This window comes from Bacillus sp. FJAT-25509, from assembly GCF_001420605.1.
Taxonomy (GTDB): Bacteria; Bacillota; Bacilli; order Bacillales; family Bacillaceae_G; genus Gottfriedia.
The window spans coordinates 113,807-138,774 of the sequence record NZ_LJIZ01000013.1 but is presented as its reverse complement, the minus strand read 5'-3'; the positions used below and the strand labels follow the sequence as shown (position 1 = coordinate 138,774).

At 35.3% G+C, this 24,968-nt stretch carries 21 protein-coding genes, 2 pseudogenes and 1 other annotated feature; of the genes and pseudogenes, 2 read left to right on the top strand and 21 right to left on the bottom strand.

The annotated features are described in order from the left end of the window. Window positions 1-198 precede the first annotated feature (198 nt). Entirely contained in the window at window positions 199-993 is a 795-nt protein-coding gene (gene spoIIQ / locus AN960_RS08025) for a stage II sporulation protein SpoIIQ (RefSeq protein WP_056469355.1), read from the bottom strand. A gap of 334 nt (window positions 994-1,327) precedes the next feature. Next, window positions 1,328-1,623: a binding site (T-box leader), on the top strand. Between the two features lie 52 nt (window positions 1,624-1,675). On the opposite strand from spoIIQ, the gene AN960_RS08020 reads away from it, so the two are divergent. Further along, window positions 1,676-3,295: a peptide ABC transporter substrate-binding protein gene (locus AN960_RS08020; RefSeq protein WP_056469352.1), complete on the top strand. Its 1,620-nt coding sequence runs from the start codon at window positions 1,676-1,678 to the stop codon at window positions 3,293-3,295. Window positions 3,296-3,597: 302 nt separating this feature from the next. Here the strand turns inward: AN960_RS08020 and spoIID are convergent, their stop codons facing one another. The 17 genes and pseudogenes from spoIID to AN960_RS07935 all read right to left on the bottom strand — a co-directional run bounded on the left by spoIID (window position 3,598) and on the right by AN960_RS07935 (window position 20,719). Then, the gene (gene spoIID / locus AN960_RS08015; RefSeq protein WP_056469349.1) at window positions 3,598-4,611 is read right to left on the bottom strand and encodes a stage II sporulation protein D; all 1,014 of its coding nucleotides are present in this window, start codon (window positions 4,609-4,611) and stop codon (window positions 3,598-3,600) included. 278 nt (window positions 4,612-4,889) lie between these two features. Further along, window positions 4,890-6,194, bottom strand: a complete 1,305-nt coding sequence (murA, locus tag AN960_RS08010; RefSeq protein ID WP_025568969.1) for a UDP-N-acetylglucosamine 1-carboxyvinyltransferase — start codon at window positions 6,192-6,194, stop codon at window positions 4,890-4,892. A 32-nt stretch (window positions 6,195-6,226) separates the two neighbouring features. Further along, a complete protein-coding gene (locus AN960_RS08005) occupies window positions 6,227-6,946 on the bottom strand; it encodes a YwmB family TATA-box binding protein (protein ID WP_056469346.1) in 720 nt (239 codons plus the stop codon). 80 nt (window positions 6,947-7,026) lie between these two features. Further along, entirely contained in the window at window positions 7,027-7,263 is a 237-nt protein-coding gene (locus tag AN960_RS08000) for a DUF1146 family protein (RefSeq protein ID WP_025568971.1), read from the bottom strand. A 157-nt stretch (window positions 7,264-7,420) separates the two neighbouring features. Beyond that, a complete protein-coding gene (gene nuoN / locus AN960_RS07995; protein WP_056469343.1) occupies window positions 7,421-8,917 on the bottom strand; it encodes an NADH-quinone oxidoreductase subunit NuoN in 1,497 nt (498 codons plus the stop codon). Between the two features lie 3 nt (window positions 8,918-8,920). Further along, window positions 8,921-10,429, bottom strand: coding sequence for a complex I subunit 4 family protein (locus AN960_RS07990; protein WP_056469340.1), 1,509 nt, complete (start codon window positions 10,427-10,429; stop codon window positions 8,921-8,923). Beyond that, window positions 10,426-12,282, bottom strand: coding sequence for an NADH-quinone oxidoreductase subunit L (gene nuoL / locus AN960_RS07985; RefSeq protein WP_056469337.1), 1,857 nt, complete (start codon window positions 12,280-12,282; stop codon window positions 10,426-10,428). The genes AN960_RS07990 and nuoL overlap by 4 nt, the downstream gene beginning before the upstream one ends. A 17-nt stretch (window positions 12,283-12,299) precedes the next feature. Then, entirely contained in the window at window positions 12,300-12,614 is a 315-nt protein-coding gene (nuoK, locus tag AN960_RS07980; protein WP_025568976.1) for an NADH-quinone oxidoreductase subunit NuoK, read from the bottom strand. Next, window positions 12,611-13,129: an NADH-quinone oxidoreductase subunit J gene (locus AN960_RS07975; RefSeq protein WP_056469334.1), complete on the bottom strand. Its 519-nt coding sequence runs from the start codon at window positions 13,127-13,129 to the stop codon at window positions 12,611-12,613. Before AN960_RS07975 ends, nuoK begins: the two co-directional genes overlap by 4 nt. Next, window positions 13,126-13,545 (bottom strand): NADH-quinone oxidoreductase subunit NuoI, encoded by a 420-nt coding sequence (nuoI, locus tag AN960_RS07970; RefSeq protein WP_025568978.1) that lies wholly within the window; start codon window positions 13,543-13,545, stop codon window positions 13,126-13,128. The genes AN960_RS07975 and nuoI overlap by 4 nt, the downstream gene beginning before the upstream one ends. Before the next feature lie 31 nt (window positions 13,546-13,576). Continuing rightward, complete coding sequence (nuoH, locus tag AN960_RS07965) at window positions 13,577-14,578, bottom strand: NADH-quinone oxidoreductase subunit NuoH (protein WP_056469331.1); 1,002 nt, start codon at window positions 14,576-14,578, stop codon at window positions 13,577-13,579. Beyond that, the gene (locus AN960_RS07960; RefSeq protein WP_056469327.1) at window positions 14,578-15,678 is read right to left on the bottom strand and encodes an NADH-quinone oxidoreductase subunit D; all 1,101 of its coding nucleotides are present in this window, start codon (window positions 15,676-15,678) and stop codon (window positions 14,578-14,580) included. Before AN960_RS07960 ends, nuoH begins: the two co-directional genes overlap by 1 nt. Before the next feature lie 8 nt (window positions 15,679-15,686). Then, the gene (locus tag AN960_RS07955) at window positions 15,687-17,021 is read right to left on the bottom strand and encodes an NADH-quinone oxidoreductase subunit C (protein ID WP_056469325.1); all 1,335 of its coding nucleotides are present in this window, start codon (window positions 17,019-17,021) and stop codon (window positions 15,687-15,689) included. Beyond that, window positions 17,018-17,536: a NuoB/complex I 20 kDa subunit family protein gene (locus tag AN960_RS07950; protein ID WP_056469321.1), complete on the bottom strand. Its 519-nt coding sequence runs from the start codon at window positions 17,534-17,536 to the stop codon at window positions 17,018-17,020. Before AN960_RS07950 ends, AN960_RS07955 begins: the two co-directional genes overlap by 4 nt. Continuing rightward, window positions 17,527-17,895 carry an NADH-quinone oxidoreductase subunit A gene (locus AN960_RS07945; protein ID WP_056469320.1) on the bottom strand — a complete coding sequence of 123 codons (369 nt, stop codon included), beginning with the start codon at window positions 17,893-17,895 and terminating at the stop codon, window positions 17,527-17,529. Before AN960_RS07945 ends, AN960_RS07950 begins: the two co-directional genes overlap by 10 nt. 454 nt (window positions 17,896-18,349) lie before the next feature. Further along, a pseudogene (locus AN960_RS07940) lies at window positions 18,350-20,062 on the bottom strand (DHA2 family efflux MFS transporter permease subunit); the annotation flags it as partial. Window positions 20,063-20,074: 12 nt separating this feature from the next. Continuing rightward, window positions 20,075-20,719 carry an HlyD family secretion protein gene (locus AN960_RS07935; protein ID WP_390310842.1) on the bottom strand — a complete coding sequence of 215 codons (645 nt, stop codon included), beginning with the start codon at window positions 20,717-20,719 and terminating at the stop codon, window positions 20,075-20,077. 226 nt (window positions 20,720-20,945) lie between these two features. Between AN960_RS07935 and AN960_RS23960 the strand changes: the two genes are divergently transcribed. Further along, complete coding sequence (locus tag AN960_RS23960) at window positions 20,946-21,566, top strand: TetR/AcrR family transcriptional regulator (protein ID WP_082459427.1); 621 nt, start codon at window positions 20,946-20,948, stop codon at window positions 21,564-21,566. Window positions 21,567-22,074: 508 nt separating this feature from the next. Here the strand turns inward: AN960_RS23960 and AN960_RS25025 are convergent. The 3 genes and pseudogenes from AN960_RS25025 to atpD all read right to left on the bottom strand — a co-directional run. After that, a pseudogene (locus AN960_RS25025) lies at window positions 22,075-22,527 on the bottom strand (nuclease-related domain-containing protein); the annotation flags it as partial. Window positions 22,528-23,070: 543 nt separating this feature from the next. After that, window positions 23,071-23,472, bottom strand: a complete 402-nt coding sequence (locus AN960_RS07925; RefSeq protein ID WP_025568605.1) for a F0F1 ATP synthase subunit epsilon — start codon at window positions 23,470-23,472, stop codon at window positions 23,071-23,073. 83 nt (window positions 23,473-23,555) lie between these two features. Then, window positions 23,556-24,968, bottom strand: coding sequence for a F0F1 ATP synthase subunit beta (gene atpD / locus AN960_RS07920; protein ID WP_025568604.1), 1,413 nt, complete (start codon window positions 24,966-24,968; stop codon window positions 23,556-23,558).

Sequence of the window (24,968 nt, the reverse complement as noted above, 5' to 3'; positions counted from 1 at the left end):
TGACTGACCTGCTGAGGTACATTTATTTTGACTAGGTAGAAAATCCACGATTCCTCACCTCAAACACCTCTTTGATGGGTTTATAACATTGTATTAGCAAAGGTGTCTAACTATGCACAATTATCAGAAAAAAACAAGTGCCCAACACATATGGGGTATGATTCCCACGTGTTAGGCACTTTGTGAATTGCTTAATTATTATTGTTGAATTTTATTTCCACCTGAATAAGTATTAGAAGAACCTTCTTCTTTGTCATCTGATACATTACCAGAAGTATTCATTGTATTAGAATCTTTTGTTTCGCTTTTTGTATTTTCAGAACTAATAATTGATGAAACATCTTGTCCTTGGTATTTCTCTGGATTAATTGCTACACCATCTTTACGTAATTCATAATGAACATGAATGCCATTTTCTTTACCAATTAAACCTGTTCCAGCTACACCAAGAACTTGTCCTTGTGAAACTTTTGTTCCTGGTTCAACACTTACAGATTTTAAGCTTTGGTAATATGAAACTAATCCGTTACCACTTTCTACTACAACTACATATCCTAGCTCAGCATCTTTTTGAGCCTTTGTAACAGTACCACTAAGAGCTGCTGTTACATCAAATTCTTTTCCACTTTTATCAACTAAATCCATACCAGTGTTGATCGTGAAAGTATTATTATCCATTTGAATTAATGATGCTTGTTGCTCATCTTTTGAAGCAGTGTCATCATAATAATGACTTTTAACTTGAACTGTTGCATCCTTTGAAACTGGGTAAGTTAATTTTTCTTCTGGCTTTGAAGCTGGAATTGCTTCAGGCTCTCTCGTATCAACTGTAGTTCCAGTTTTTGTTGGAGTTGGAGCATTACTGTATTGATACCATAACGCACCTGTCAAAATTACTGCCGCACTCACTAAATAAATTGCTGGTACTACCCAACGCTTTCTTAACATTTTAATAACCTTTTGAGAAGTTTTTTTGTTTTGTTCCTCTCTCATCCTTATCACCTCTGCAATCATTGTCAACAGATTTCTGGAATTATATACGCAATTTAGAAAATTTTAGTTCGACAAAATTCTTATTTTTCCACACAATTTCAAACTAATTCACATTAATCCACAAAATACTAGAAAAATATTAACAAATGAAAGCGATTTATCCACAATTCCACAGAGTTTATACACAATATTTGTGGATAAGTTAATAAGTCTCATTATGAAGTTTATAAAATATTTTTCTTGCATTTTTCTTTTTTACAAAATATAATCACACTACAAGCTTGTACGATGTAATAAAAACTTAAACTTAAAAAATTATTTCAGTCATTATATATTTTTTGCGATGATGAAGAAGAGTAGATTATATGAAAGTTTCAGAGAGCTGACGGTTGGTGCAAGTCAGTACGGACATATTTTTGAATGGGCTTCTGAGCACCCAAACCGAACCATTTATTTATGCAGTAGGCTTTGGCGGACGTCTCACCGATAAAAGAGACAGGTATTCAAACTAGTGTTTCGATACTGCTTTTTGTCACAAGGTAGTTCAATTCATTTGTTTTGATACTGCAAAGTGAGTCTAAACGGTTTTAGGCTAATTAAGGTGGCACCACGGGAGTCCTCGTCCTTTTTATAAGGCGGGGACTCTTTTTTTGTACCCAAAAATAAGGAGAGAAAAAATAAAATGATATTTACTAAGAAAAAATTCGTATCAATTACTTTATTACTCACATTGGCACTAGCAGGCTGTGGACAACAATCAAATCAGACAGCTTCGAAGTCAAACGATCACACGCTACATTTAATGGATACTTCAGATATTGTAAGTCTTGATAGTTCACTAGCTTTAGATGGACCATCATTAAACGCACTTAATAGTGTAATGGAAGGTCTTTATATGCCAAATGAAAAAGGAGAATACGTTCCTGCGGCTGCTTTATCACATAAAGTTAGTACGGATGGTAAGGTTTATACATTTACTTTAAGAGATGCTAAATATTCAAATGGAGACCCAGTAACGGCAAAAGATTTTGTTTTTGCAATGAAACGAGCAGTTGATCCAAATACTAAAGCTCAGTTTGCATACGATTTATATGATATTGAGAATGCAAAAGAAATTAACCAAGGAAAGTTATCTGTGGATAAACTCGGGGTAACTGCACTAGACGATAAAACATTACAAATTAAACTTGAACGCCCTATTCCATATTTCATTCAACTAACTAGTTTACCAATGTTCTTCCCGTTAAATGAAAAATTCGTTAAGGAGCAAGGTAGCAAATATGGTTTAGAAGCAAATACAACTTTATATAATGGTCCTTACGTTGTAAGTAAATGGAATCATGAAGCTGGATTTACAATGACAAAAAATCCACAATACTATGATAAAAAGAATGTCCAAGTAAATAAAATTGACGTTAAAATCATGAAAGAAACAACAACTGCAGTTAATCTCTATGAAACTGGCGAACTTGACCAAGCAATTATTGATTCTAATGTTATCGATCGTTATAAAGGGAATAAAGAATTAAACAAATTAGCTATGCCAATTGTCTCTTACATCAGCTTTAATCAAAAAAATCCACTTTTAGCAAATCTAAAAGTGCGTAAGGCAATCGCAAACGGCTTTAATAAAGAGGACATTAGTACAACACTATTAAACGATGGTTCGATTCCTACTGATCGAATTATTCCTAAAGGTTTAGTAAAAAACACTAAAGGTGTGGACTTTGTTAGCTCAACATCTCATCCTTCTACAGTAAGTTTAGAAAAGGCTAAATCACTTTTTAAAGAAGCTTTAACTGAGAGTGGTAAATCAAATGCGACAATTTCACTACTAGTAAGTGATAATAATACATCGCGTAAAATCGGTGAATATTTAAAATCACAATTAGAAACAAATTTAAAAGGTCTAACAGTTAATATTGTCGTACAACCAGCACAACAAAAATTCGAATTACGCCAGCAAGGAAACTATGATCTCTCTCTAGATACATGGGGTGCAGATTATCCAGATCCAACGACTTATTTAGAGCTATTTACATCTAAATCAGCTTTAAATGTATTAAATTATAAAAACGCTCAATATGACGAATTTGTACAAAAGGCAAACACAATCAGCTTACAAAACGAATCAGAACGTACTCAGCTCCTTCATAATGCTGAAGACCTTTTACTAGATGATGCTGCGATTGCTCCCGTTTACCAAGCTGGATATGTGTACTTACAAAAATCAAATGTAAAAAACATAAAAGTACGTCCATTTGTTGGATACTTTTATTATAAATATGCTCAAAAGCAATAAGAGTCGAGAAAAGAAGTAGAATTGTAGAGTAATCTTAAGGAACGTAAGAAACTGACTTTCTTAACTGAATTTGAACCTGAGTGATTTAAATTACGCTAGAATCTCTGTAATTAAGCTCCTTGGCTTCCCAAAATAAATAACTCTATTAATCAAAAAACACTCTAAACGGACGAATCCTAGTTCGTTTTAGAGTGTTTTTTAAGTTACTTTCTTCTTTTCATAAAAAAAAAACGATCTAAGCGATTATACAAAAAAACAGACCTCTATGTGGTCTGCCTTTTGTCTTTCCGAATGAAAATTTCTTAAAGCTTCTTCAATACATCATAATCCTTCTTACTAAGCTTCTTTATGTCGATACCCTTATAATAATACTTAACGATCTCATCGTATGTTTTTCCTTGCTTAGCAAGCTCATTTGCTCCGTATTGACTCATACCTACTCCATGGCCAAAACCTTTTGTTGTAATGATGATTTCATTACCTGTACGCTCCCACGAAAAATCTGTTGAACGCAGGTTTAGTTTCTCTCTGATTTCTTTGCCTGAGAGAGTTTTTTTACCAAACGCCACTTGTTCTACACGTTTACCTTGTGTTCTCGACGTGACTTTCCCTATGTCTGCCTTATTAATTTTTACATTAAGTTTCTTTTCGAAATCACTTATTGTAAATGATTTTTTTGATATATAGTTTGGAGCAACGGAATCCCAAGGACTCGGTACACTCTTCAAATATGGTACACTATTTTTCCAATATTCTTCGGAGTTTTCAGTGTATCCATTGCTTGTGGAGAAGAATGAAGCAGTTATAGGTTGTCCATTGTATGTTAATATTTGTCCTTCAGTGGCTTTTACAGCTTTTTCAATTTTGGCTATACTTTTATCGTATTCAGCGCCATATCTTTTCTTGAGGTCGTCGCGATCCTGAAAGACTTGAAAATTAACTGAATCATCGACAATTCCACCTTCTTGAAGTGGTTTTCCTTCTTTCAATCGTTTGATGATAAATGTTCTTGCACTTAAACTTTGTGCTTTTAGTGCTTCTGTTTCAAATTTTGCTGGCATTTCTGATGCGACTACTCCTAATACGTATTCCTCAATTGGTAGCTTTTCAACTTTTTGTGTTTTTGTTCTAAAGACTTCAATACTTAGATTGTCATTTTTGTTCGCTGCTGCGACTTGGTTTGCTTTTTTCTGTAGCTGATCAACCAATCTACCATCTGTATGGCTATGAAATGGTAGAACAAGCAATGTAGGGATAATAATAACGACTGAGCAAGTAGTTAATCCTGCAGTGATTAATGTTTTAAATGACTTCATATTTTCCTCCTATCCATTTCAAAACAACTTTAAATGACAATTTTCAACTAATTGCCCTTTCTAAAGATAATTTATGTATATGGACAAGCATTTAGAACAAATATAGATTGATTTCAAATTAGTTTCTTTTAACAAATAGTATTATTTTTTTATTATTTTTAGAATATTTTATAAGGTTTCTGTCTATAACTGATAGTAGAAAGTTGCATGAAAATGCAAAAATGCCCGACTCTATGTGGGGTAACACAAAGTGCCAGGCATTAGAATTAGTTTTTAGTTTACGCTTGTAAATCTTTTAGTGTTTCTTCCTCTACAGCTGTGCTTGGTTCGTTTACACGTTCAATGTCCGCTCCAAGTGCAGCAAGCTTTTCATGGAAATTTACATAACCACGATCTAAATGTTTTAATTCAGTAACACGAGTATATCCATCAACAACTAGACCAGCAAGGATAAGTGATGCAGCAGCACGTAAATCCGTAGCAGCTACTTCTGCTCCTTGAAGATCATTTGGTCCATGAATAATAGTTGATCGACCTTCAATTTTAATATTTGCATTCATGCGACGGAATTCTTCCACGTGCATAAAACGATTTTCGAAGACTGTTTCAGTAATCATGCCTGTTCCATTAGCTTTTAATAGAAGTGCCATCATTTGTGATTGCATATCTGTTGGGAAGCCTGGGTGAGGCATTGTTTTGATGTCTACAGGTTTTAAATTGTCTGTACCAATTACACGAAGTCCTTCTTCCTCTTCGATAATTGTTACGCCCATTTCACGCATTTTCGCTACAACTGAGCTTAAGTGCTCTGGAACTGCATTTTCAATTAATACATTACCATTCGTAATCGCTGCTGCTACCATAAACGTTCCAGCTTCAATACGGTCAGGAATAATGTGATGAGTTGTACCAAATAATGTTGGTACACCTTCAATTCGAATAGTGCCTGTTCCAGCACCACGAACTTTACCACCCATTGCATTAATGAAGTTTGCTAAGTCAACAATTTCAGGTTCTTTCGCAGCATTTTCAAGAATTGTTGTTCCTTCTGCAAGTGCTGCTGCAGACATAATATTTTCTGTTGCTCCTACGCTTGGGAAATCTAAATAGATTTTTGCCCCTTTTAAACGACCGTTTGATTTTGCCTCTACAAAACCATTACCAACCGTAATTTGAGCTCCCATTGCTTCAAATCCTTTTAAGTGTTGTTCAATTGGTCTAGATCCAATCGCACATCCACCTGGCAACGCTACACGTGCATGACCATTTCTTGCTAAAAGTGGCCCCATTACAAGAATAGATGCTCGCATTTTACGAACATATTCAAATGGTGCTTCAACATGTAAATCCTTTGAAGCATCAACTGTTACTGTATTATTTTTGAACCCAACCTCTGTATTTAAATTACGAAGAACTTCGTTAATCGTGTAAACGTCAGATAGAGTTGGTACGTCATGAATTATATTTTTTCCTTCACTAGCTAGTAGCGCTGCAGCAAGAACTGGTAAGACAGCATTTTTTGCACCCTCTACACGAACTGTGCCTTGAAGCTGTTTCCCGCCACGGACAATGATTTTATCCAAACTTTTCCCCTCCGTGTCCTAAAATAGATCTATCAATATTCTACTGTTATAATCGGTGTGCCAATAATAATTGTCGTTGATTTATCAACATTGTTTTCACGTATTGCAATTTGTAAATTAATTTTTTTGCCATTTGCAACCAGAGCGTCATTCCACTGTTCAGTATATGCTGAAACAGAGACGAATGCCCCTTCTTTTATTTCTTCAATTTTTGTTGCTTTAAAAGTCCCCAAAAAATCATTTTTTATACCCTGCAAAACACCTTCAAGTTTACCACCCATTGTCCCCTTTATACAAGTAAAAAAAGTAGGTTCTTTACTAAAAATATTTTCCAGTGAGTTCTTAATAAGTTTATTTGTTTCTTTTTCAGCCTGCTGGTCCCATTTAGTCCCACTAAGTTCATAAATTACATAGCTACTGTTATTGCCAGTAGATGTAACAACGATTCTTTCTGTGACCAAATTATGGTTAAATGTACCAATTATTTTATTACCATTATTAGATTTCGTCCACTTAAATTTTTTAAAATCCGCTTTATATTTACCGACTATTTTGGACACCGAAGTATTCATTTTAGCTTCTCTTGCGTATAAATTCCAACTTGTAACCGAAATGTCTTTTTTATTTAATACGTCTGCAAAACGGTTCAATTGACCTATACCTGTGTCTGCCATACCGATTTTACCCCAATTATAAAATAATGCAGAAGCAAAAGTAATTGTAATTAAAAATATGTACACAGTCTTTTTCATAAATAATCCCCTCTCTTACTTCCATTTTTCACAGGTAGAGAGGGGTTTATACGATACATCGTAACATACTTTTTGACAAATTATTTCAATAAATATGTAATGTTTTTTGTATATTGTAGATAGTCTAAGAAAAAACTACTTACAGCAGAGGAAATTGTAATCGTCAATAGCACCATAAAAAGTCGAATTTGGGCGACATGACCTTTTTTCATAATACTCTCCCACTTAATTGCGGTTAAAGCCCACCAAGTTAAAATAATGAAAAATAAATGGACAATTATTGCTAATAACGCTTCTGTCCCAACTAAAGCTTCCATTTTTCACGTCCTCTTTTCGATCGATTTTTATAGAAAAACTTTCAGATTGCTGTTCTTAAGTGCATGCAATTTCAAACAGTCTGAAAACCAAATAGTATACTTTCTCTACAAATTAAAAAGTGTAGGAATCATCCTACACTTTTAATTTAAATATATTTTACGCCATAAAGAAGTCTTTCACAATGTCTAGCTTATGAAATACATCTAATGCTAAAGACGGTTTAATACCTAATAGAATTGTTATGACAGCACAAACCAATACAACGAATATATGTGTCTTAGGAAGTACAATTTTACGCTCTTCACCACTTCTAAAGAAAATATTTTGAAGGATGCCGAAATAGTAAAAATAAGATACTACTGTAGTTAAAAGTAGAATTCCACCTAATACATAATATCCTTTAACTTGGACAAAGGCTCCCAAGAAAATATTTAACTTTCCTATAAACCCTGCCGTTAATGGAATACCCGCTAGCGATAAAACAAATATTGTCATTGTAATCGCTAAAAATGGATTCGTTTTAATTAGTCCTGCAAATGATGATAATGAATCAGATCCCCTTTGTTGTTGTACATTATAGACAATTGTTAAAATACCGATTGTCATGAATGTATAAGCTAATAAATAGAACCAGATCCCCTCAAACATGAATGGTGAAATACTTACAAATGCAACTAGAACATAACCTCCGTGTGCAATCCCTGAGTATGCAAGTATGCGCTTTAGACTGTTTTGTTTTAAAGCAATTGTATTACCTATAATCATCGATAACGCAGCCAATGTTGCAACAACTGGTTGCATTACTTCAAATACAGATTTTTGTTCCTTCAACAATAATGCACCAGTGAAAATTGCTAAGAAGATGCGAAGTACGATAATAAACCCACCTGTTTTTGAAACTGTTGCTAAGAATGCTGTTACAGGTGTTGGAGCACCTTCATATACATCTGGAGCCCACATATGGAACGGAACAGATGCTAGTTTAAATGATAATCCAACAAATACTAGTACAAATGCTAGGATCATTAGAAACCCATTACTGCTTGGTATTCCTTGTTGAAGTGCCAAATTCATTTCAGTAATGTTTGTTGTACCTGTTAAGCCATAAGTATAGCTTAATCCGAATAGTGTGATTGCAGTTGAAATACCGCCGTTAATTACATACTTAAGTGCTGCCTCAGAAGAGCCCTCTCTTCTCTTTTGAATTCCAACTAGAATATAAGATGAAATCGAAAGTAGCTCTAATCCAACAAATAAGGTAATTAAATCGCTACTTGAAGCCATATACATTGTTCCAATTAACGCCGTAATAAACAATGTGTAGTATTCTGAGCGTTCTGCGATTGATTTATCTCCTAGTGCAAGTAATAAAACTAAGATTGCTCCAATTAATAAAATCAGTTTAAATAAAAACCCAAACGAATCAAATTTAAACGATCCCGCTAATAGACTTATTGGTTTATGTGAGTGAAGTGTGATTAACCATACAAGCGATCCAACTACACTTAACAAGCCAATCCAACCGACTATTTTACGACTCGCATTTTTAGGTAATAAGAGTTCAAGAGTTAATAGAAGAAGCGCAGCAACTACTAGAATGATCTCAGGACCCATTGTTCCCCATTGAAATTCAGATAATGCTTTCCAAGTCATCTTCTATACACCTCTAATCCCTTGAATGATAAAATCCACTGATGACACAATCATATCATTTACGAAAGCTGGGTATACACCAAGCAGAACAATCGCAAATACTAAAATAACTGAAGCGATTGCTTCGCGTTTTGATAAATCAGTGAATGATGAAATAAATTCACTACTTTTACCGAAGCTTAATTGTAAAATCGCTCTTAAAATATAAGCTGCAGTTAAGATGATTCCTAACGTACCGACAGTTGCAATTGCTTTATGAGATTGGAAAAGGCCAACAAATGATAACCATTCCCCTACGAACCCTGATAGACCTGGTAAACCTAATGATGCCATACCGCCAAAAAGTAGTAAGCCGGCTAGTCTTGGAGTTGATTTTGAAAGACCAGAAATACGGTCAAAGCTAGTAGTATCACCTCGGTTTTCTAACATTCCAACTATTAAAAATAGAAGTGCTGCAATTAAACCGTGAGATACTGATTGTAAAATCGCTCCTTGAATTCCAGCGCTATTCATTGCTGCTAATCCAATAATAACAATTCCCATGTGGGAGAAACTTGAATATGCCAATACAGAACGTAACTCTTTTTGAATTAAAGCAATATAAGCTCCGTAAAGTAAATTAATTACACCGATAATCGCAAGAGCTACCGACATTTTTTCAAATTGCTCTGGGAAAATACCTAAAGCAAAACGAATTAAACCGTAAGTTCCAATTTTTAATAGGATACCAGCATGAATGATCACTACAGCAGGATTTGCTTGTGTATGAACATTCACCATCCATCGATGGAACGGGAATAATGGTAGTTTGATTGCAAATGCAATTAATAAACAAATTAATAGAGCCATTTTTAAATGCTCTGAAATTGGACTAACTGTTTGTTGTCCCGCTGGAATGATGTTAGCTAAAACTTCATAATTTGTTGTGCCTGTGCGAGCAAATAGGACAGCAATAACAAATAATAAGAATGCAGATCCTAACCCGTTATAAATTAAGAATTGGTATCCAGCACGTTCACTATCAAAGCGGCCCCATTTACCAATTAAGAAGAACATTGGAATTAGTGTTAATTCAAAGAATAAGAAGAATAACACTAAGTTCTGAGCTGCAAATACACCGAACATACCTACTTGTAAAATAAATAATAGTTGATAGAAGCCTTTTGAACCTTTATTAATAGAGTAACCTGCTATTACAGCAATCAATGAGATAATACCAGTAAGTAAAATCATCACTAATGATAGACCGTCTACTCCAAGTTCAAACTTAACTTGAAACAATCTAGTTGATCCAGCGAAAAATTTTCCAAATGAAAACCAATCATATGAAATATTCCAATCTTTTAAACTAGAATGATTCTGACCTGCTATATAAGCTAGTATAGTAACCGCAAATGATAAAACCGAAGTCAATAATGCCCAAAGCTTATAAGAATTCTTTGGAGCAAAAGAAACTAGTAATAATCCCAATAAAGGTGAGAAAACAACCCATAATAAGAAATGAGACATCATAAGTTGTACCCCCCTGTCACAACGATTGCTAATAAGATTAGCGCAAGACCAAGTAATGTAATAAATCCATAAGTTTGGACTTGGCCACTTTGAAGCCTTGAACCAATTCCACCGATAGTACTTACAATTCCTTTTACTAGAACTGCAAGCCCTTCAATGACAAAACGCTCAATTGCAAACATTACATGCCCGATTGCAAACATACCTTTTACGATTGAACCGTTATATATTTCGTCAATATAGTATTTATTAAGAAGAATTTCATAGAATAATCCATTTTCTTCTTGTTTAGTTTGTTTCACTTTTCTGCCATACATATTGTAAGCAAGCGTAATTCCAGCTAAAGAAACAAGTGTTGCTACGATCATAATCCAAACCGGCTCATGACTATGCTCAGCAATTGTAAATGGAGCTCCGTCTAATAAAAAATCATTTAAGTGACGACCAAAGAATGGTGAATTAATATAACCTGCAAAGATAGCAAGGATCCCTAATAATGACATTGGAAGAACCATTGACATCGGTGACTCGTGCGCACCTTTTGTCTTTTCTTCTCCAGTGAAAACCAAGAAAAATAATCGGAACATATAGAATGAAGTAAAGAATGCCGCAGTTAAAGCAACTACGAATAAAACGTAATTTCCGTTTTCCCAAGTTGCAGCTAAAATCTCATCTTTACTAAAGAAACCAGATAGTAATGGTACACCTGTAATAGCTAATGTACCAATTAAGAATAGTGTAGATGTCCATTTCATTTTCTGACGTAATCCACCCATTTTAAAGATGTCTTGAGTGTGTACGGCATGAATAACACTACCTGCAGCTAAGAATAACAATGCTTTAAAAAATGCATGAGTAGTTAAGTGGAAAATACTTGCTGTATAACCACCTACACCTAATGAAAGCATCATATAGCCCAATTGACTGACCGTAGAGTATGCTAGTACTCGTTTAATATCTCTTTGCACAAGACCAATACTTGCTGCAAAGATCGCAGTAAATCCTCCGACAATCGCAACTACAGTTAAAGCAGTTCCACTTGCAATAAAGATTGGATAAGTCGTTGCTACTAAGTAAACACCGGCTGCTACCATTGTTGCTGCGTGAATTAATGCTGAAACAGGTGTTGGACCTTCCATCGCATCAGGAAGCCATGTGTGAAGTGGGAACTGACCTGATTTACCCATTGCTCCTACGAAAATCAAGATCGCAATAAGAGTTAACATACCGGTACTCACATGTCCACCTTGGATTACATTGAAAATTTGATCGAAATCAAAGCTCTTTGTTTTCCAAAATAAAAGTACCATCCCGATAAATAAACCAACGTCCCCTATTCTAGTCATAATGAACGCTTTTTTAGCCGCTGCTTTTGCTTCCTCTTTATAAAAGTAGAAACCAACAAGTAAAAATGAACCTAAACCTACTAACTCCCAGAATACATAAAGTTGTAGAATGCTAGGTGAAATGACAAGTGCTAACATCGCAAATGTAAATAAGCCTAAATATGCGAAGAACACTGTAATTCGGTCATCCTCTTCCATATATGCTGTTGAATAAATATGTACTAATGTACTAACGAACGTAACGATTACTAGCATTAACGAATTTAGTGCATTTACTACATATCCAACGTGAATATCGATATTTCCAATTGTTAACCAAGTGTATAATTTCTGCACTGTATCCCCTTGTAGACGGTCAAATAAGACGAACAAGGAGATGATGAATGAGATTCCTGTTAAAGTTGCTCCTAAAATCCCACTACCTTTCTTTCCTCTTGTACCAGCTAATATTAGGATTAGAAAGGAAATTAGCGGAAGTACCGGAACAAGCCAAGCATACTGCATCATCAAATTCCACCTCCTATTTATCTTTTCAATGAATCAGCTTCATCAATATTGACTGTCTGACGATGACGATACCATGCAATTAAAATTGCCACGCCCACTGCAGCTTCAGCAGCTGCAACTGAAATCGTAAATAATGAAAAAATTTGTCCTGTTAACGACGGTGCTACACCAAGTTTACTAAATGCCACTAAATTAATATTTGCGGCATTTAACATTAACTCAATACAAATTAAAACGATTACTGTGTTTCGTTTTGTTAATGCACCATATAATCCGATACAAAATAAAATTAGCGCTAAAAGAAGATAAGCATTAATTGGAACTGAACTCATTCCTTCGTACCCTCCTCTTTTGAATCATCTGATTTTGCTAATATGATCGCACCTACTAAAGCAATTAGTAATAATACGGACATTACTTCAAATGGCACGATATGATTTGTAAATAATTGTAATCCGATATTCTTCGTATTATTTGTTGCTAAATCAACATCTGGTGCATCAATTGAAAGTCCATTTACACCTAAAAACATAACGACTCCAAATGCAACAATACCGATAAATGCAGCAATGTTTCTCCAATTTCTTTTTGGCTTTTCACTTTCAATATCATGTTTCGTTAACATGATTCCAAAAATCATTAAGATTGTTACTGCACCGGAATAAATAAGAATTTGAACAACAGCTACGAATTCAGCTGATAGTAGGACATAAATCCCTGCAATACTAATGAATGTTAAAACAAGTGAAAGCATCATATGCATAACTTTCGTTGAGTTTAACATCATTACGCCACCTAAAATGGCTGATAAAGAAAGAAGAAAGAAAGCAACTACAAAACCACTCATGCTTTATTCTCCTTTCGAATGTTTTGATCATTTTCATCAAGCCATTGAAGGTCTTTAAATAATTCATCACGTGAATATTCAGCAAGTTCAAAGTTATTAGTCATAATAATCGCTTCTGTTGGACAAACTTCTGTACATAAATCACATAAAATACAAATCTCGAAATTAATATCATATGTGTCGATAATTTTTCCTTTTTTCGTAGGATCAGGATGTTTTTTCCCAGTTAATGTAATACAGTCTGTTGGACAGATTGCTGAACACTGATTACAAACAATACATTTTTCTGGATAAAACTTTTGAATTCCACGAAAACGATCTGGTAACGGAATCGGCTGATTTGGATAATCATACGTCACTTTCTCGCGCGTTAAATTTTGAAGAGTATATTTTAAACCTTTTACTAACCCAATCATGACTCACACCCCTTTAGATTGGTCTATTTGTTTAGAAGAACAAGCTTTTTACTAATGCAGTTATTAAAATATTAGCTAATGAAACTGGTAACAATACTTTCCAACCGAACTCCATTAATTGATCAGCACGTAAACGTGGGAATGTTACACGGAACCAAATTAATAAATATAAAATTACACTAAATTTTAAAGAGAACCAAACAGCTCCAGGAATAAAGTCTAGACCCGCAATTGGTTTCCATCCGCCTAAAAATAGAATCGTAATTAACGAACACATTGCAAAAAAGTAAACATACTCTGAAAGCATAAAGAATGCCCAACGGAATCCTGAAAACTCTGTATGATAACCTGCTACTAGTTCTGACTCAGCCTCAGGTAAGTCAAAAGGTGTACGGTTTAATTCTGCTACGGCTGCGATTAAGAAAACGATAAAAGCAATCGGCTGAGTTACAATGAACCATACATTCCCTTGTGCATTAACAATATCATTTAAATTTAAGCTTCCAGTTAATAAAATAACACCTAATACGCTCATTACTAACGGAATTTCGTATGAAATCATCTGTGCTGCAGCACGCATACCACCAATAAGTGAGTACTTGTTATTTGAAGCCCACCCCGCTGTAACAACACCAACTGTTGTTAATCCTGAAACAGCAATATAGTAAAGTAATCCAACACCAATATCAGCAAACTGTAAGTTATCTGTAAAAGGTAGAGTTGCTAATACCATAAACGCTGGTGCAAATGCAATGATCGGTGCAAGTATAAATAATGGTTTATCTGCCGCTTTTGGAATTGTATCTTCTTTTAAAAGTAGTTTTAATACGTCAGCAACAGTTTGAAGTAAACCATAACGTCCACCAACTTGGTTAGGTCCAATACGACCTTGCATGAAACCCATTACTTTACGTTCTGATAGGATTCCAAACGTAACGAAACCTAAAACTACAAATAGAAAAATAACGCCTAAGCCTAAATAGATGAGAAAATTAATCCAAGACGGTGTACTTTGTAGAAGATTTTCTATCATTATCCGTCTACCTCCCCAAGTACAATATCAATACCACCTAAAATAGTAATTAAGTTCGCGATGTTTTCGCCTTTTAATAACTTTGGAAGAATTTGCAGGTTATAAAACGATGGTCGTCTAAATTTCAAACGATACGGCTCTTTTTTTCCATCACTTGCAATATAGCAACCGATTTCTCCACGTGGTGACTCGATTCTAACGTATCCTTCACCTTTAGGAGCTTTGATGATTTTAGGAACTTTTGCTAAAATATCACCTTCAGCAGGGAATTGTTCAACAGCTTGTTCTAAAATCTTTAATGACTCTTCAATTTCTAGCATTCTGCACATATAACGATCCCATGCATCGCCAACTGTCCCTACTGGTACATCAAAATCAAAGCGATCGTAAATAGAATAAGGAGCATCTTTTCGTAGATCATATTTAACACCAGTACAACGAAGATTTGCACCACTTAATGAAAAATTAATTGCATCTTCTTGTGAATATGCACCAATACCTTTTACACGATTAATAAAGATTTCATTACCAGAAACTAAATCGTGATATCCTTTTAATTGCTCTCTCATATAAGGAATAAATTCTTTTACTTTTTCAATCCAACCTTCAGGAGCATCCCACTTAACCCCACCTACACGCATGTAGTTAAAAGTCAACCTCGCTCCACAAAGCTCATTTAATAGATTGATAATCATTTCACGCTCACGGAAAGCATAAAGGAATGGACTCACTGCTCCAATATCTAGAAGGTTTGTACCCCACCAAACTAAGTGACTAGCAACGCGCCCTAATTCCATTGAAATAACGCGTAAATACTCCGCGCGTTCTGGAACTTTAATATCCATCATTGTTTCAACAGCATGGCAGATAACATAGTTATTGGTCATTGCTGATAGATAATCCATACGATCTGTATATGGAATAATCTGTGTATATTGAAGATTTTCAGCGATTTTCTCTGTACCACGGTGTAGATAACCGATGACAGGTGTCGCCTCTTTAATGATCTCTCCATCAATCTTTAACACAAGACGAAATACACCGTGTGTACTTGGATGCTGAGGTCCGACATTTAATAGCATTTCTTCCGTACGAATCATGGCTTATCCTACACCCCCTCGTCAAATTGAACGTAATCTTTTCTTAGTGGATAGCCAACCCAATTATCTGGCAGTAATATACGCTCTAACTTTGGATGTCCTTCAAACTGAATTCCAAGTAAGTCGTAAGTCTCACGCTCTGGCCAGTTTGCACCTTCCCAAATTGGAGTAATACTATCAACTATAGGTTGTTCACGGTCTGCTCTTACTTTTAAAGCGATTCCATGTTTACGTTTATATGAATATATGTAAGAGTAAACTTCCATGTACTCTACAAAATCAGTTCCATGTAATCCAGATAAATAAGTAAATTGTAGCTGTTCATTATTCTTTAAGAACTGTGCTACCTTAAAATAAGCATCTCTTTTAATTGTAAAAGTTGGATCATGTTTAGATAGCGTATTAATAATTGCTTCCTCAAAAACTTCCGCTCCAAACTCTTTTTCAATTAATGCCTTTACCTCATCTAATAATGGTTGGTTATGAGAAGCTTTCACTTCTTCAATTGGAGCCTCTTTACCACCATCTGTTTTACCTTTCGCTTTTGCTGCTGCTGCTGCTTTTGCCTTCGCAACTGCAATGGCCTTCGCTTTTGCTTTTGCCGCTTCATCGTCCGATCCAGCAGTTGCAGTGTCTTCTCCACCTGCTGCTTTTTGTTTCGCCAATGCCGCTGCCTTTGCTTTTGCTGCCGCTACTGCTTTTGCCTTTGCTGCTGCAAGTGCTTTCGCTTTTTCATCATCTGCACCATCTGCCGGAGCTTCTCCACCCTCTGATGCTTTTTGCTTCGCTAATGCCGCTGCCTTTGCTTTTGCTGCCGCTACTGCTTTTGCCTTCGCCGCTGCTAAGGCCTTTGCCTTATCATCGTCTGAAGTCACCTCTGGCTCTTCTGCTTCAGCCTGTTCGCCCGCTTCCGCTGCTTTTTGTTTCGCAATTGCTGCTGCCTTTGCTTTTGCTGCCGCTACAGCTTTTGCCTTCGCCGCTGCTAAGGCCTTTGCTTTATCATCATCAGAAGTCGGCTCTGGCTCTTCTGCTTCAGCTTGTTCGCTAGCTTCAGCAGCTTTTTGTTTTGCGATTGCTGCCGCCTTTGCCTTCGCTGCTGCTACTGCTTTTGCTTTAGCCAGTGCAAGTGCTTTCGCTTTTTCATCTTCTGAAGCTGGTTCCTCTTGTTTAACTTCATTTTCAACAGTTGGTTCCTCAACTACAGGAACTTCTTCTTTTTGAACTTCAGTATTTTTTGCAGCTTCCTTTTCAGCCTTCAACTGTTCCATCTTACGTCGAGCTGCTTCTTTTGCCTTCTCGGCTGCTTCTTTCTTTAACTGTTCTTTTGACTTATCTTCACTCACTTATTCGTCACCTGCTTTCCAGTTTTAGCTTCGTAACGAATCTTCTCTTTCAATTTGTTAATTCCATAAATTAATGCTGCTGGATTCGGAGGACATCCAGGGATATACACATCTACAGGAACGATCTGGTCCACTCCTTTAACAACTGCATACGAGTTAACATATGGTCCACCAGCAGTTGCACATGAGCCCATCGCAATTACCCATTTTGGTTCAGGCATTTGATCATATAAGCGTTTAACAATCGGCGCCATCTTTTTCGTAACAGTTCCAGAAACAATCATACAGTCAGATTGACGAGGAGAAGTACGGAAAAATGATCCAAATCGGTCTAAGTCATAATGAGATGAACCTACACCCATCATTTCAATTGCACAACAAGCTAACCCGAATGTTAATGGCCATAACGAGTTACTTCTTGCCCATGCCTTCACTTCTTCCAAAGTCGTGAAAAAAATATTCTTTTGGAGTTCTTCCATTTCAGCAACAGAAATTCCATCTAACTTCATAACCATTTCAACACCTTCTTCTTCCAAGCATAAATAAGTCCAAGTAGTAGCATAAGAATAAAAATAATCATCTCTACAAAAGCAAAAAGGCCTAATTGATCATATGCAACCGCCCACGGATATAAGAAAACAGTTTCAACATCGAAAATAACGAATAATAGTGCAAAAATGTAATATCCAGCGTGGAAACGAACCTTCGCATCATGAAATGGTTCAATACCACTTTCATAGGTCGTTGCTTTTGCTTCAGTTGGTACATTCGGTCTTAAAATTTTACCTATTACCGAGAGTGCGACAACTGGAAGCGCAATTCCTATAACTAGAAACACAACTACGATCACATAATTATTTAAATAAGCATTCACGAAACTTGTCCCTCCTCTAACTACAGAGCTCTACATTATATACTTATTATAAATATAATGTATTTTTCATTAATTTTTACTATTCAGTTTTGTAATCGTATCCATTATAACAAATGTGACAAAAACGTGTCGATATTTATTGCCATTAATCTGAAAATTGAATGATATAGTTGGAAAATAAATTCCATTATTCTTTATTTATCTTATATGTATGTCGTTCTAATAAAATTCTAATATTTTGATCATTGTAATCACTAACTATAACTTTATATTAGTATAAGAGTTATCCACAAATCCACAGAAAGTTATTCACAATTCCCACAAGTTAAAATATAGTGATAATTGTCGAAAAAAAAACCAGTTCAATACATGAACTGGTTCATTTTTAAGATGCAATCGTTTCTGAAGATTGCTGCTTATTTTGATTTTTAGATTTAGATTTAGGTTGTGCAACCTTTCTGCTCTTTGTACTTCCCATAAAGAATGAAAGCACTAATGCGATACCTGATAATACAGTTGCAAAAATAAATGCATCATTGATTCCATTGATAGATGCTAATTTAGATGCCTGACTATAAAGCGTTGTAACTGCTAAAGCTCCGCCTTGGGAAGGTGTTACTCCAGCTGCAGCGGCTAACTGTGCGCCTGTTTGATGAACCCAATCCATAATGAAAGAATTCGTTGAAGTCACTTCATTTGAAAAGTCAGCCAAATGATTTGTCGTTTGAGTCGTCATAATTGTAACGAGCACCGCTGTACCGACCGAACCTGCAACTTGTCGTAGTGTATTTTGTGTTGCAGTACCGTGAGAAATCATCTTAACAGGCAATTTATTTAAACCAGCCGTCATAATTGGCATCATAATAAATGACATACCGAATGAACGTAAAGTATAGAAAAACATAATTTTTAAATATGGTGTATCAATAGACAACTTAGTGAACTCATAAGTTGTATAAGTCATAATAAGTAGACCAAAAATAGCTAAAGGACGGATACCATATTTATCAAACAATTTACCCGTAAGTGGTCCGAGCGCACCCATTATCAATGAACCAGGAAGTAATAATAATCCTGCTCTAATTGGTGTAAACCCACGAATGTTTTGTAAATAAAGAGGTAGTAAAATCATCCCCCCATATAATGCTGTTGTAACGATTAAGTTAATTAATAATGTGTAAGTAAATGAAAAAGATTTAAATACTTTTAAATTTATTAACGGTTGTTTAGCAGTTAATTCTCTCCACACAAATAAACCTAAACTGATACATGCAATTACCAAAGAAAGAACTACTTCAGTGCTACCCCAACCTTTATTACCGGCTTCACTGAATCCATATAATAAACTTCCGAATCCAAGTGACGAACTGATTACTCCCCAAATATCTAATGTTGGGAATGAACGTTTACGTGATATATGAAACCAAGCGTTAGACAAAATGATTGAAATGACACCTAACACAGCCATTCCGTAAAATAAGAAATGCCAAGAATAATCTTGAACTACATAACCAGTTATTGTAGGGCCAATAGCTGGCGCTAGAATCATTGCGATCCCCATTAATCCCATTGCTGCACCACGTTTTTCAGGTGGGAAGATCGTCATAAAGATATTCATACCAAGTGGCATTAAAATACCAGCTCCGACAGCTTGAACTACACGACCTACCATCATAATTGGGAAGTTACCTGATAAAGCACAAATAATTGAACCAATCGTAAAAGCAATCATCGAAAAGATAAATAATTTACGATACGTAAATGTATCAACTAAATAAGCACTGACTGGAATTAAAATACCGTTCACTAACATAAAACCAGTAGATAACCATTGTGCAGTCGAAGTTGTTACATTAAAATCTGCCATTAACTTCGGTAAAGCAACATTTATTAACGTCTGATTTAAAATCGATATGAACATACCTAGTAATAGTACTGTCAAAACTTTTCCCATGCTAAAGCTCTGTTTTTCACTTGACTCAGATGGAATTGATTTCTTTTGAGTTTCTTCAGTTTTTTCTATTTTATTTGGTTCTTCAGATTGGACCATTTCATCTCTTTTATCTATTTTTAGGTCATTTTCTTTATTCCTTAATACAATTCGATTAATAATAAAGAAAACAATTAAGCAAAACCCTCCATATGCTATGATCATTCCTGTAGACATAGAAATTCCTCCTTACTTATGGATACGAACAGAAGCATTCATTCCTGGAACAATTTCAAATGACTTATTATGATCTAAAGCAATTCTTACAGGTACAACCTGCTCTACTTTCGTATAGTTTGCATTAGAGTTTCCAGAAGGTAATAAACTAAATGTATTTGCAGTTGTTAATCCAACAAATTCTACAGTACCTGTTAAAGTTGTATCTGGATATGCGTCAACATATACATCAACCACTTGACCTTTTTTCACATCTTCCACTTCAGTTTCTTTAATGTTTGCAGTAACCCAAAGATTATCTAAGTTATATGCATAACCAAGAGTTGAACCTGTACCAACCAATTGATCTTTAATTGCATTTGCTTGAACAATCGTAGCATTTGTAGGTACTGAAACTGATACTTCATGTGCAGTATCTCCAGCTGCTTGAGGTGCAGTTAAAACTTTACCAATTGATTCATTTGGTGAAAATGTTTTTCCGAATGAACCTGACCATGACTCAAGCTTACCAGCAGCAGGAGATGAAATGACAATTTGTTGCCCATCTATTTTAGCATTATCCGTTTTTATATAATTTGTTGATTGATCATAATAGTAATAACCAGCAAATCCACCAGCAACTAATATGATTAAAGTAATTATGTTAACAAACACCATTTTCTTCATGTTCCCCATAAATAAAATTCCTCCTAAATTTTTAATCGTTTCTCTATATAGGTAACAAAAGTAAAGCAACACATTGTCGTTTTACTTCTCATAGTTTTTAATTATAATTGATTTATAAACGTACTCAACCGTTAATAATTTAAAATTTGTTGTTTAAGCAACACTACTATTATTAATTGTTTAATTTCTTAAAGTTATTTAATAAAGGAGTTTTAAAATGAGCATAAAAAATAATCATGACCCTCGTGTCATTCGAACTAGACAACTTTTACAAGATGCATTAATTACACTATTAGCAGATAAAGAATTCGAAGCGATCAGTGTACAAGATATAACTAAAAAAGCAAACGTCAATAGAGCAACCTTTTATAGCCACTACGAAGACAAGTACCAAATGGTCCGCCAAATCGTTAAAGAAAAACTAGTTGATTTAGACAGCGCCATGAAGAATGTAGATTTTAGCATGTATGACGGAAATCCAAACTCACTCGATGGAATGGCCTTACAATCCTACTACCATCTATTCGAACACATCGAAAAAAACAGTTACTTCTACAAAGTCCTCCTAAAACGACAAGGACCAAATATTTTTAGAAGAAGACTTTACGAAGTATTATCAACAACATTCGAAAGAGGCATTGCATTCATACAGCCAAAAAAGAATAAATACCTTGTCCCAGGTGACCTACTAGTAAGTTATATTTCAGGCTCAACGCTCAGCGTAATTTCATTTTGGGTTGAAAATGACATGCCATACACAAAAAAACACATGGCAGAATACCTTTTAAAAATCTCAAGAAATGGAATTTTAACAACAGCGGGATTGGAATTAAACTAAAAAGAGGATTGCTGTGACAACTCGTCGTTGTTCCCGATGATGGTAGGTTTAGTTTGCGGAGGAGTCTTGAAGCGTTGTAGATAGAGGGTATATGGAGAAAGTCTCTAACTTGTTTATTATTTATTGAGTTTCCAATTAACAAAAAGTAATCAACTAAAGCACTAATATGTGCTAGTTTTGAAACATGTAAGCAATTCTTGCATATCCAATTCCCTTTATCTCGTACCATTGAAAAATGATGACAATTAGTGCAAATTACTCCAGTTAAAAGTTCAATGTTACCAATATTGTACTTATCTAATATATTTTGATCTAAAAGCTGATGTTGCTTTATTAATAATTTAGCTAATCTCCTTATTTCTTTATGTGTATAAAAATCGCTTTTAAATTTCAATTCTAGCTCCTCAACTTTTTTATAAAGTAACTCAGAATGAAAAACTTTTTTAGCAATCTCACTTTGATTTGATGAAGCTTTTATGATTGTTTTTGGGCTACTTACAACCACATAAGGAATGACACTTAAATTTATAAAATTATGTTTTCGTAGCCACTGTGAAAGTTGTCTTTTTTGCCTATCAACTTGAAGAATGGGGTTTATAAAAGACTCTTCTTTCCCATCAATTGATCGAATAAGTTGATTAAAGTGTTGATCAAAATACAAAGTACCAATTAAATTCTTTACCTCAATAATGATTAGTACACGTGGGGTTATTATGATCGTATCGATTTGAAAAAAGTGCTGAAAATCATCGACTAACCTTACATCATGCAAAATGAAACTACGCTCTTTTGGAAAAAAACTAAGATGATAATCTAAAGACTTTTCACCTTGATAACCTGCTTTGTACTTAAATAGATCTTCCTCAATTCTTGACCATTGGGGATGATCACTAGGTAATCTCCTTAATAGAGCATCCAATTTTTTAATAACTAACGGAACTGTTCGTTCTTTTAATATCATTAAAAAGTCACCTCTCTTAGATTTCTTTTTATATTCAAGATTTTCTGTACAGATACCTTCTAATACAAACTATAAAAATTGAGCAGATAACCGTCGCTTTTTCTGTAATTTAGTTAAATTTGGTCTATTACTAAACTATTTTTTGATGAAACTAACAAATTTTATATAAAGCTGATCATAAATTCGATATTTTATTATGATGTGTCTGTTTTATTTGCATTTATGGTAGATTAAATTGCAGTTTTCTCAGTTTTAATTGTAGTTCTGCAAAATTTAATTGCAGTAACCTGATTATATTTGCACTTTCATTAATTTAATTTGCAGTTTTACAATTTTTAATTGCAGTTTCTTCGATTTTATTTGCACCTAACAGTTTATTTGCTTCTCATTTAAATTTATTTGCACACTCAAACTGTTTATTTGCACTTTCCTATTACTTAATTGCAGTATCTTCTAGTCTAATTGCACCCACCGGTTTACTAAACACCCCCACCCCACATACTCAAACAAAAAAAGAGCCCCAACCAAGGGCTCTTTTTTTAATTACTTATATTGTGCTACGTTTAAACGGTTCATTGCTTTGTGTAAAGCAAGTTCTGCACGTTTGATATCTGTGTCAGGGCGTCTTTCTTGTAGACGTTTTTCTGCACGTTTTTTTGCTTCTACTGCACGCTCAACGTCGATTTCAGTTGATGCTTCAGCAGATTGAGCCAATATTGTAACGGCTTCAGGTCGAATTTCAATGAATCCGCCACTAACTGCAACGTAATCAGTTCCAGCTGGTGATTTAATTTTAACAGGTGCTGTTGCTAACGGTGCCACAGTTGAAATGTGTCCAGGTAAAATACCTAGCTCACCGCTAGTTGCTTTCGTGCTAACGAATTCTGTTTCGCCTTCATAAGCCGGTCCATTAGGAGTGACGATACTGACTTTCATTGTCTTCATAGTGAACTCCTCCTGTCTAGCTTCGTGAGCTAATCAAGTTCATTCAAATAGAATGATGAACAAGCCTTTCGATTAGACAATTATTATACTAATGTTTTTGCTTTTTCTACTACTTCTTCAATGCGTCCAACTAGACGGAATGCATCTTCAGGAAGAGTATCATATTTACCTTCTAAGATCTCTTTGAATCCACTAACAGTTTCTTTAACTGGTACGTAAGAACCTTTTTGTCCTGTGAATTGCTCCGCAACGTGGAAGTTTTGAGATAAGAAGAATTGAATACGACGAGCACGAGCTACGACTAATTTATCTTCTTCTGATAACTCATCCATACCTAAGATTGCGATGATATCTTGAAGTTCTCTATAACGTTGTAAAGTTGATTGTACTTGACGAGCTACTTCATAGTGCTCTTCACCAACGATTTCAGGGTTTAATGCACGAGATGTAGATGCTAATGGATCTACCGCTGGGTAAATACCCATCTCAGATAAACGACGCTCTAAGTTAGTTGTTGCATCTAAGTGAGCGAACGCTGTAGCTGGTGCTGGATCCGTATAGTCATCGGCAGGAACGTAAATCGCTTGAATCGAAGTTACAGAACCTTTGTTTGTTGAAGTGATACGCTCTTGTAATTGACCCATTTCAGTAGCAAGAGTTGGTTGGTAACCTACCGCAGAAGGCATACGACCTAATAGGGCAGAAACCTCAGAACCTGCTTGAGTGAAACGGAAGATGTTATCGATGAAGAATAACACGTCTTGTCCTTGCTCATCACGGAAATATTCAGCCATTGTTAAACCAGTTAAGGCAACACGTTGACGTGCACCAGGTGGCTCGTTCATTTGTCCGAATACCATCGCTGTTTTCTTGATAACGCCAGAGTCGCTCATTTCGTGGTATAAGTCGTTACCTTCACGAGTACGTTCACCTACACCAGCGAATACTGAGATACCGCCGTGCTCTTGTGCGATGTTGTTAATTAATTCTTGAATTAATACAGTTTTACCTACACCCGCACCACCGAATAGACCGATTTTACCACCTTTGATGTAAGGAGCTAATAAGTCTACTACTTTGATACCAGTTTCAAGGATTTCTACTTTTGTAGTTAATTCTTCAAATTTAGGTGCTTGACGGTGAATTGGGTCACGACGTACGTCTTCTCCAAGTTCTTCGTCTAAGTCAATGTTGTCACCTAACACATTGAATACGCGTCCTAATGTAGCGTCACCAACTGGAACCGAAATTGGTTTCCCTGTGTTAACTGCTTCCATTCCACGTACTAATCCATCAGTTGAAGCCATTGCAACTGTACGAACAGTATCGTCACCTAAGTGAAGAGCAACTTCTAATGTTAAATCAATGTTTACTTCGTTTGCGTCGCCCGCTTCTTTACGAACACGTAACGCATTATATATTTGTGGTAATTGGCCGTTTTCGAACTTTACGTCTACTACTGGACCTAATACCTGAGTAATAATACCATTGCTCAT

Coding starts and splice junctions, on each gene's coding strand:
- spoIIQ (WP_056469355.1), bottom strand. CDS start 993: ATGAGAGAGGAACAAAACAAAAAAACTTCTCAAAAGGTTATTAAAATG.
- AN960_RS08020 (WP_056469352.1), top strand. CDS start 1,676: ATGATATTTACTAAGAAAAAATTCGTATCAATTACTTTATTACTCACA.
- spoIID (WP_056469349.1), bottom strand. CDS start 4,611: ATGAAGTCATTTAAAACATTAATCACTGCAGGATTAACTACTTGCTCA.
- AN960_RS08005 (WP_056469346.1), bottom strand. CDS start 6,946: ATGAAAAAGACTGTGTACATATTTTTAATTACAATTACTTTTGCTTCT.
- AN960_RS08000 (WP_025568971.1), bottom strand. CDS start 7,263: ATGGAAGCTTTAGTTGGGACAGAAGCGTTATTAGCAATAATTGTCCAT.
- nuoN (WP_056469343.1), bottom strand. CDS start 8,917: ATGACTTGGAAAGCATTATCTGAATTTCAATGGGGAACAATGGGTCCT.
- AN960_RS07990 (WP_056469340.1), bottom strand. CDS start 10,429: ATGATGTCTCATTTCTTATTATGGGTTGTTTTCTCACCTTTATTGGGA.
- nuoL (WP_056469337.1), bottom strand. CDS start 12,282: ATGATGCAGTATGCTTGGCTTGTTCCGGTACTTCCGCTAATTTCCTTT.
- nuoK (WP_025568976.1), bottom strand. CDS start 12,614: ATGAGTTCAGTTCCAATTAATGCTTATCTTCTTTTAGCGCTAATTTTA.
- AN960_RS07975 (WP_056469334.1), bottom strand. CDS start 13,129: ATGAGTGGTTTTGTAGTTGCTTTCTTTCTTCTTTCTTTATCAGCCATT.
- nuoI (WP_025568978.1), bottom strand. CDS start 13,545: ATGATTGGGTTAGTAAAAGGTTTAAAATATACTCTTCAAAATTTAACG.
- nuoH (WP_056469331.1), bottom strand. CDS start 14,578: ATGATAGAAAATCTTCTACAAAGTACACCGTCTTGGATTAATTTTCTC.
- AN960_RS07960 (WP_056469327.1), bottom strand. CDS start 15,678: ATGATTCGTACGGAAGAAATGCTATTAAATGTCGGACCTCAGCATCCA.
- AN960_RS07950 (WP_056469321.1), bottom strand. CDS start 17,536: ATGGTTATGAAGTTAGATGGAATTTCTGTTGCTGAAATGGAAGAACTC.
- AN960_RS07935 (WP_390310842.1), bottom strand. CDS start 20,719: ATGGTGTTTGTTAACATAATTACTTTAATCATATTAGTTGCTGGTGGA.
- AN960_RS23960 (WP_082459427.1), top strand. CDS start 20,946: ATGAGCATAAAAAATAATCATGACCCTCGTGTCATTCGAACTAGACAA.
- AN960_RS07925 (WP_025568605.1), bottom strand. CDS start 23,472: ATGAAGACAATGAAAGTCAGTATCGTCACTCCTAATGGACCGGCTTAT.
- atpD (WP_025568604.1), bottom strand. CDS start 24,968: ATGAGCAATGGTATTATTACTCAGGTATTAGGTCCAGTAGTAGACGTA.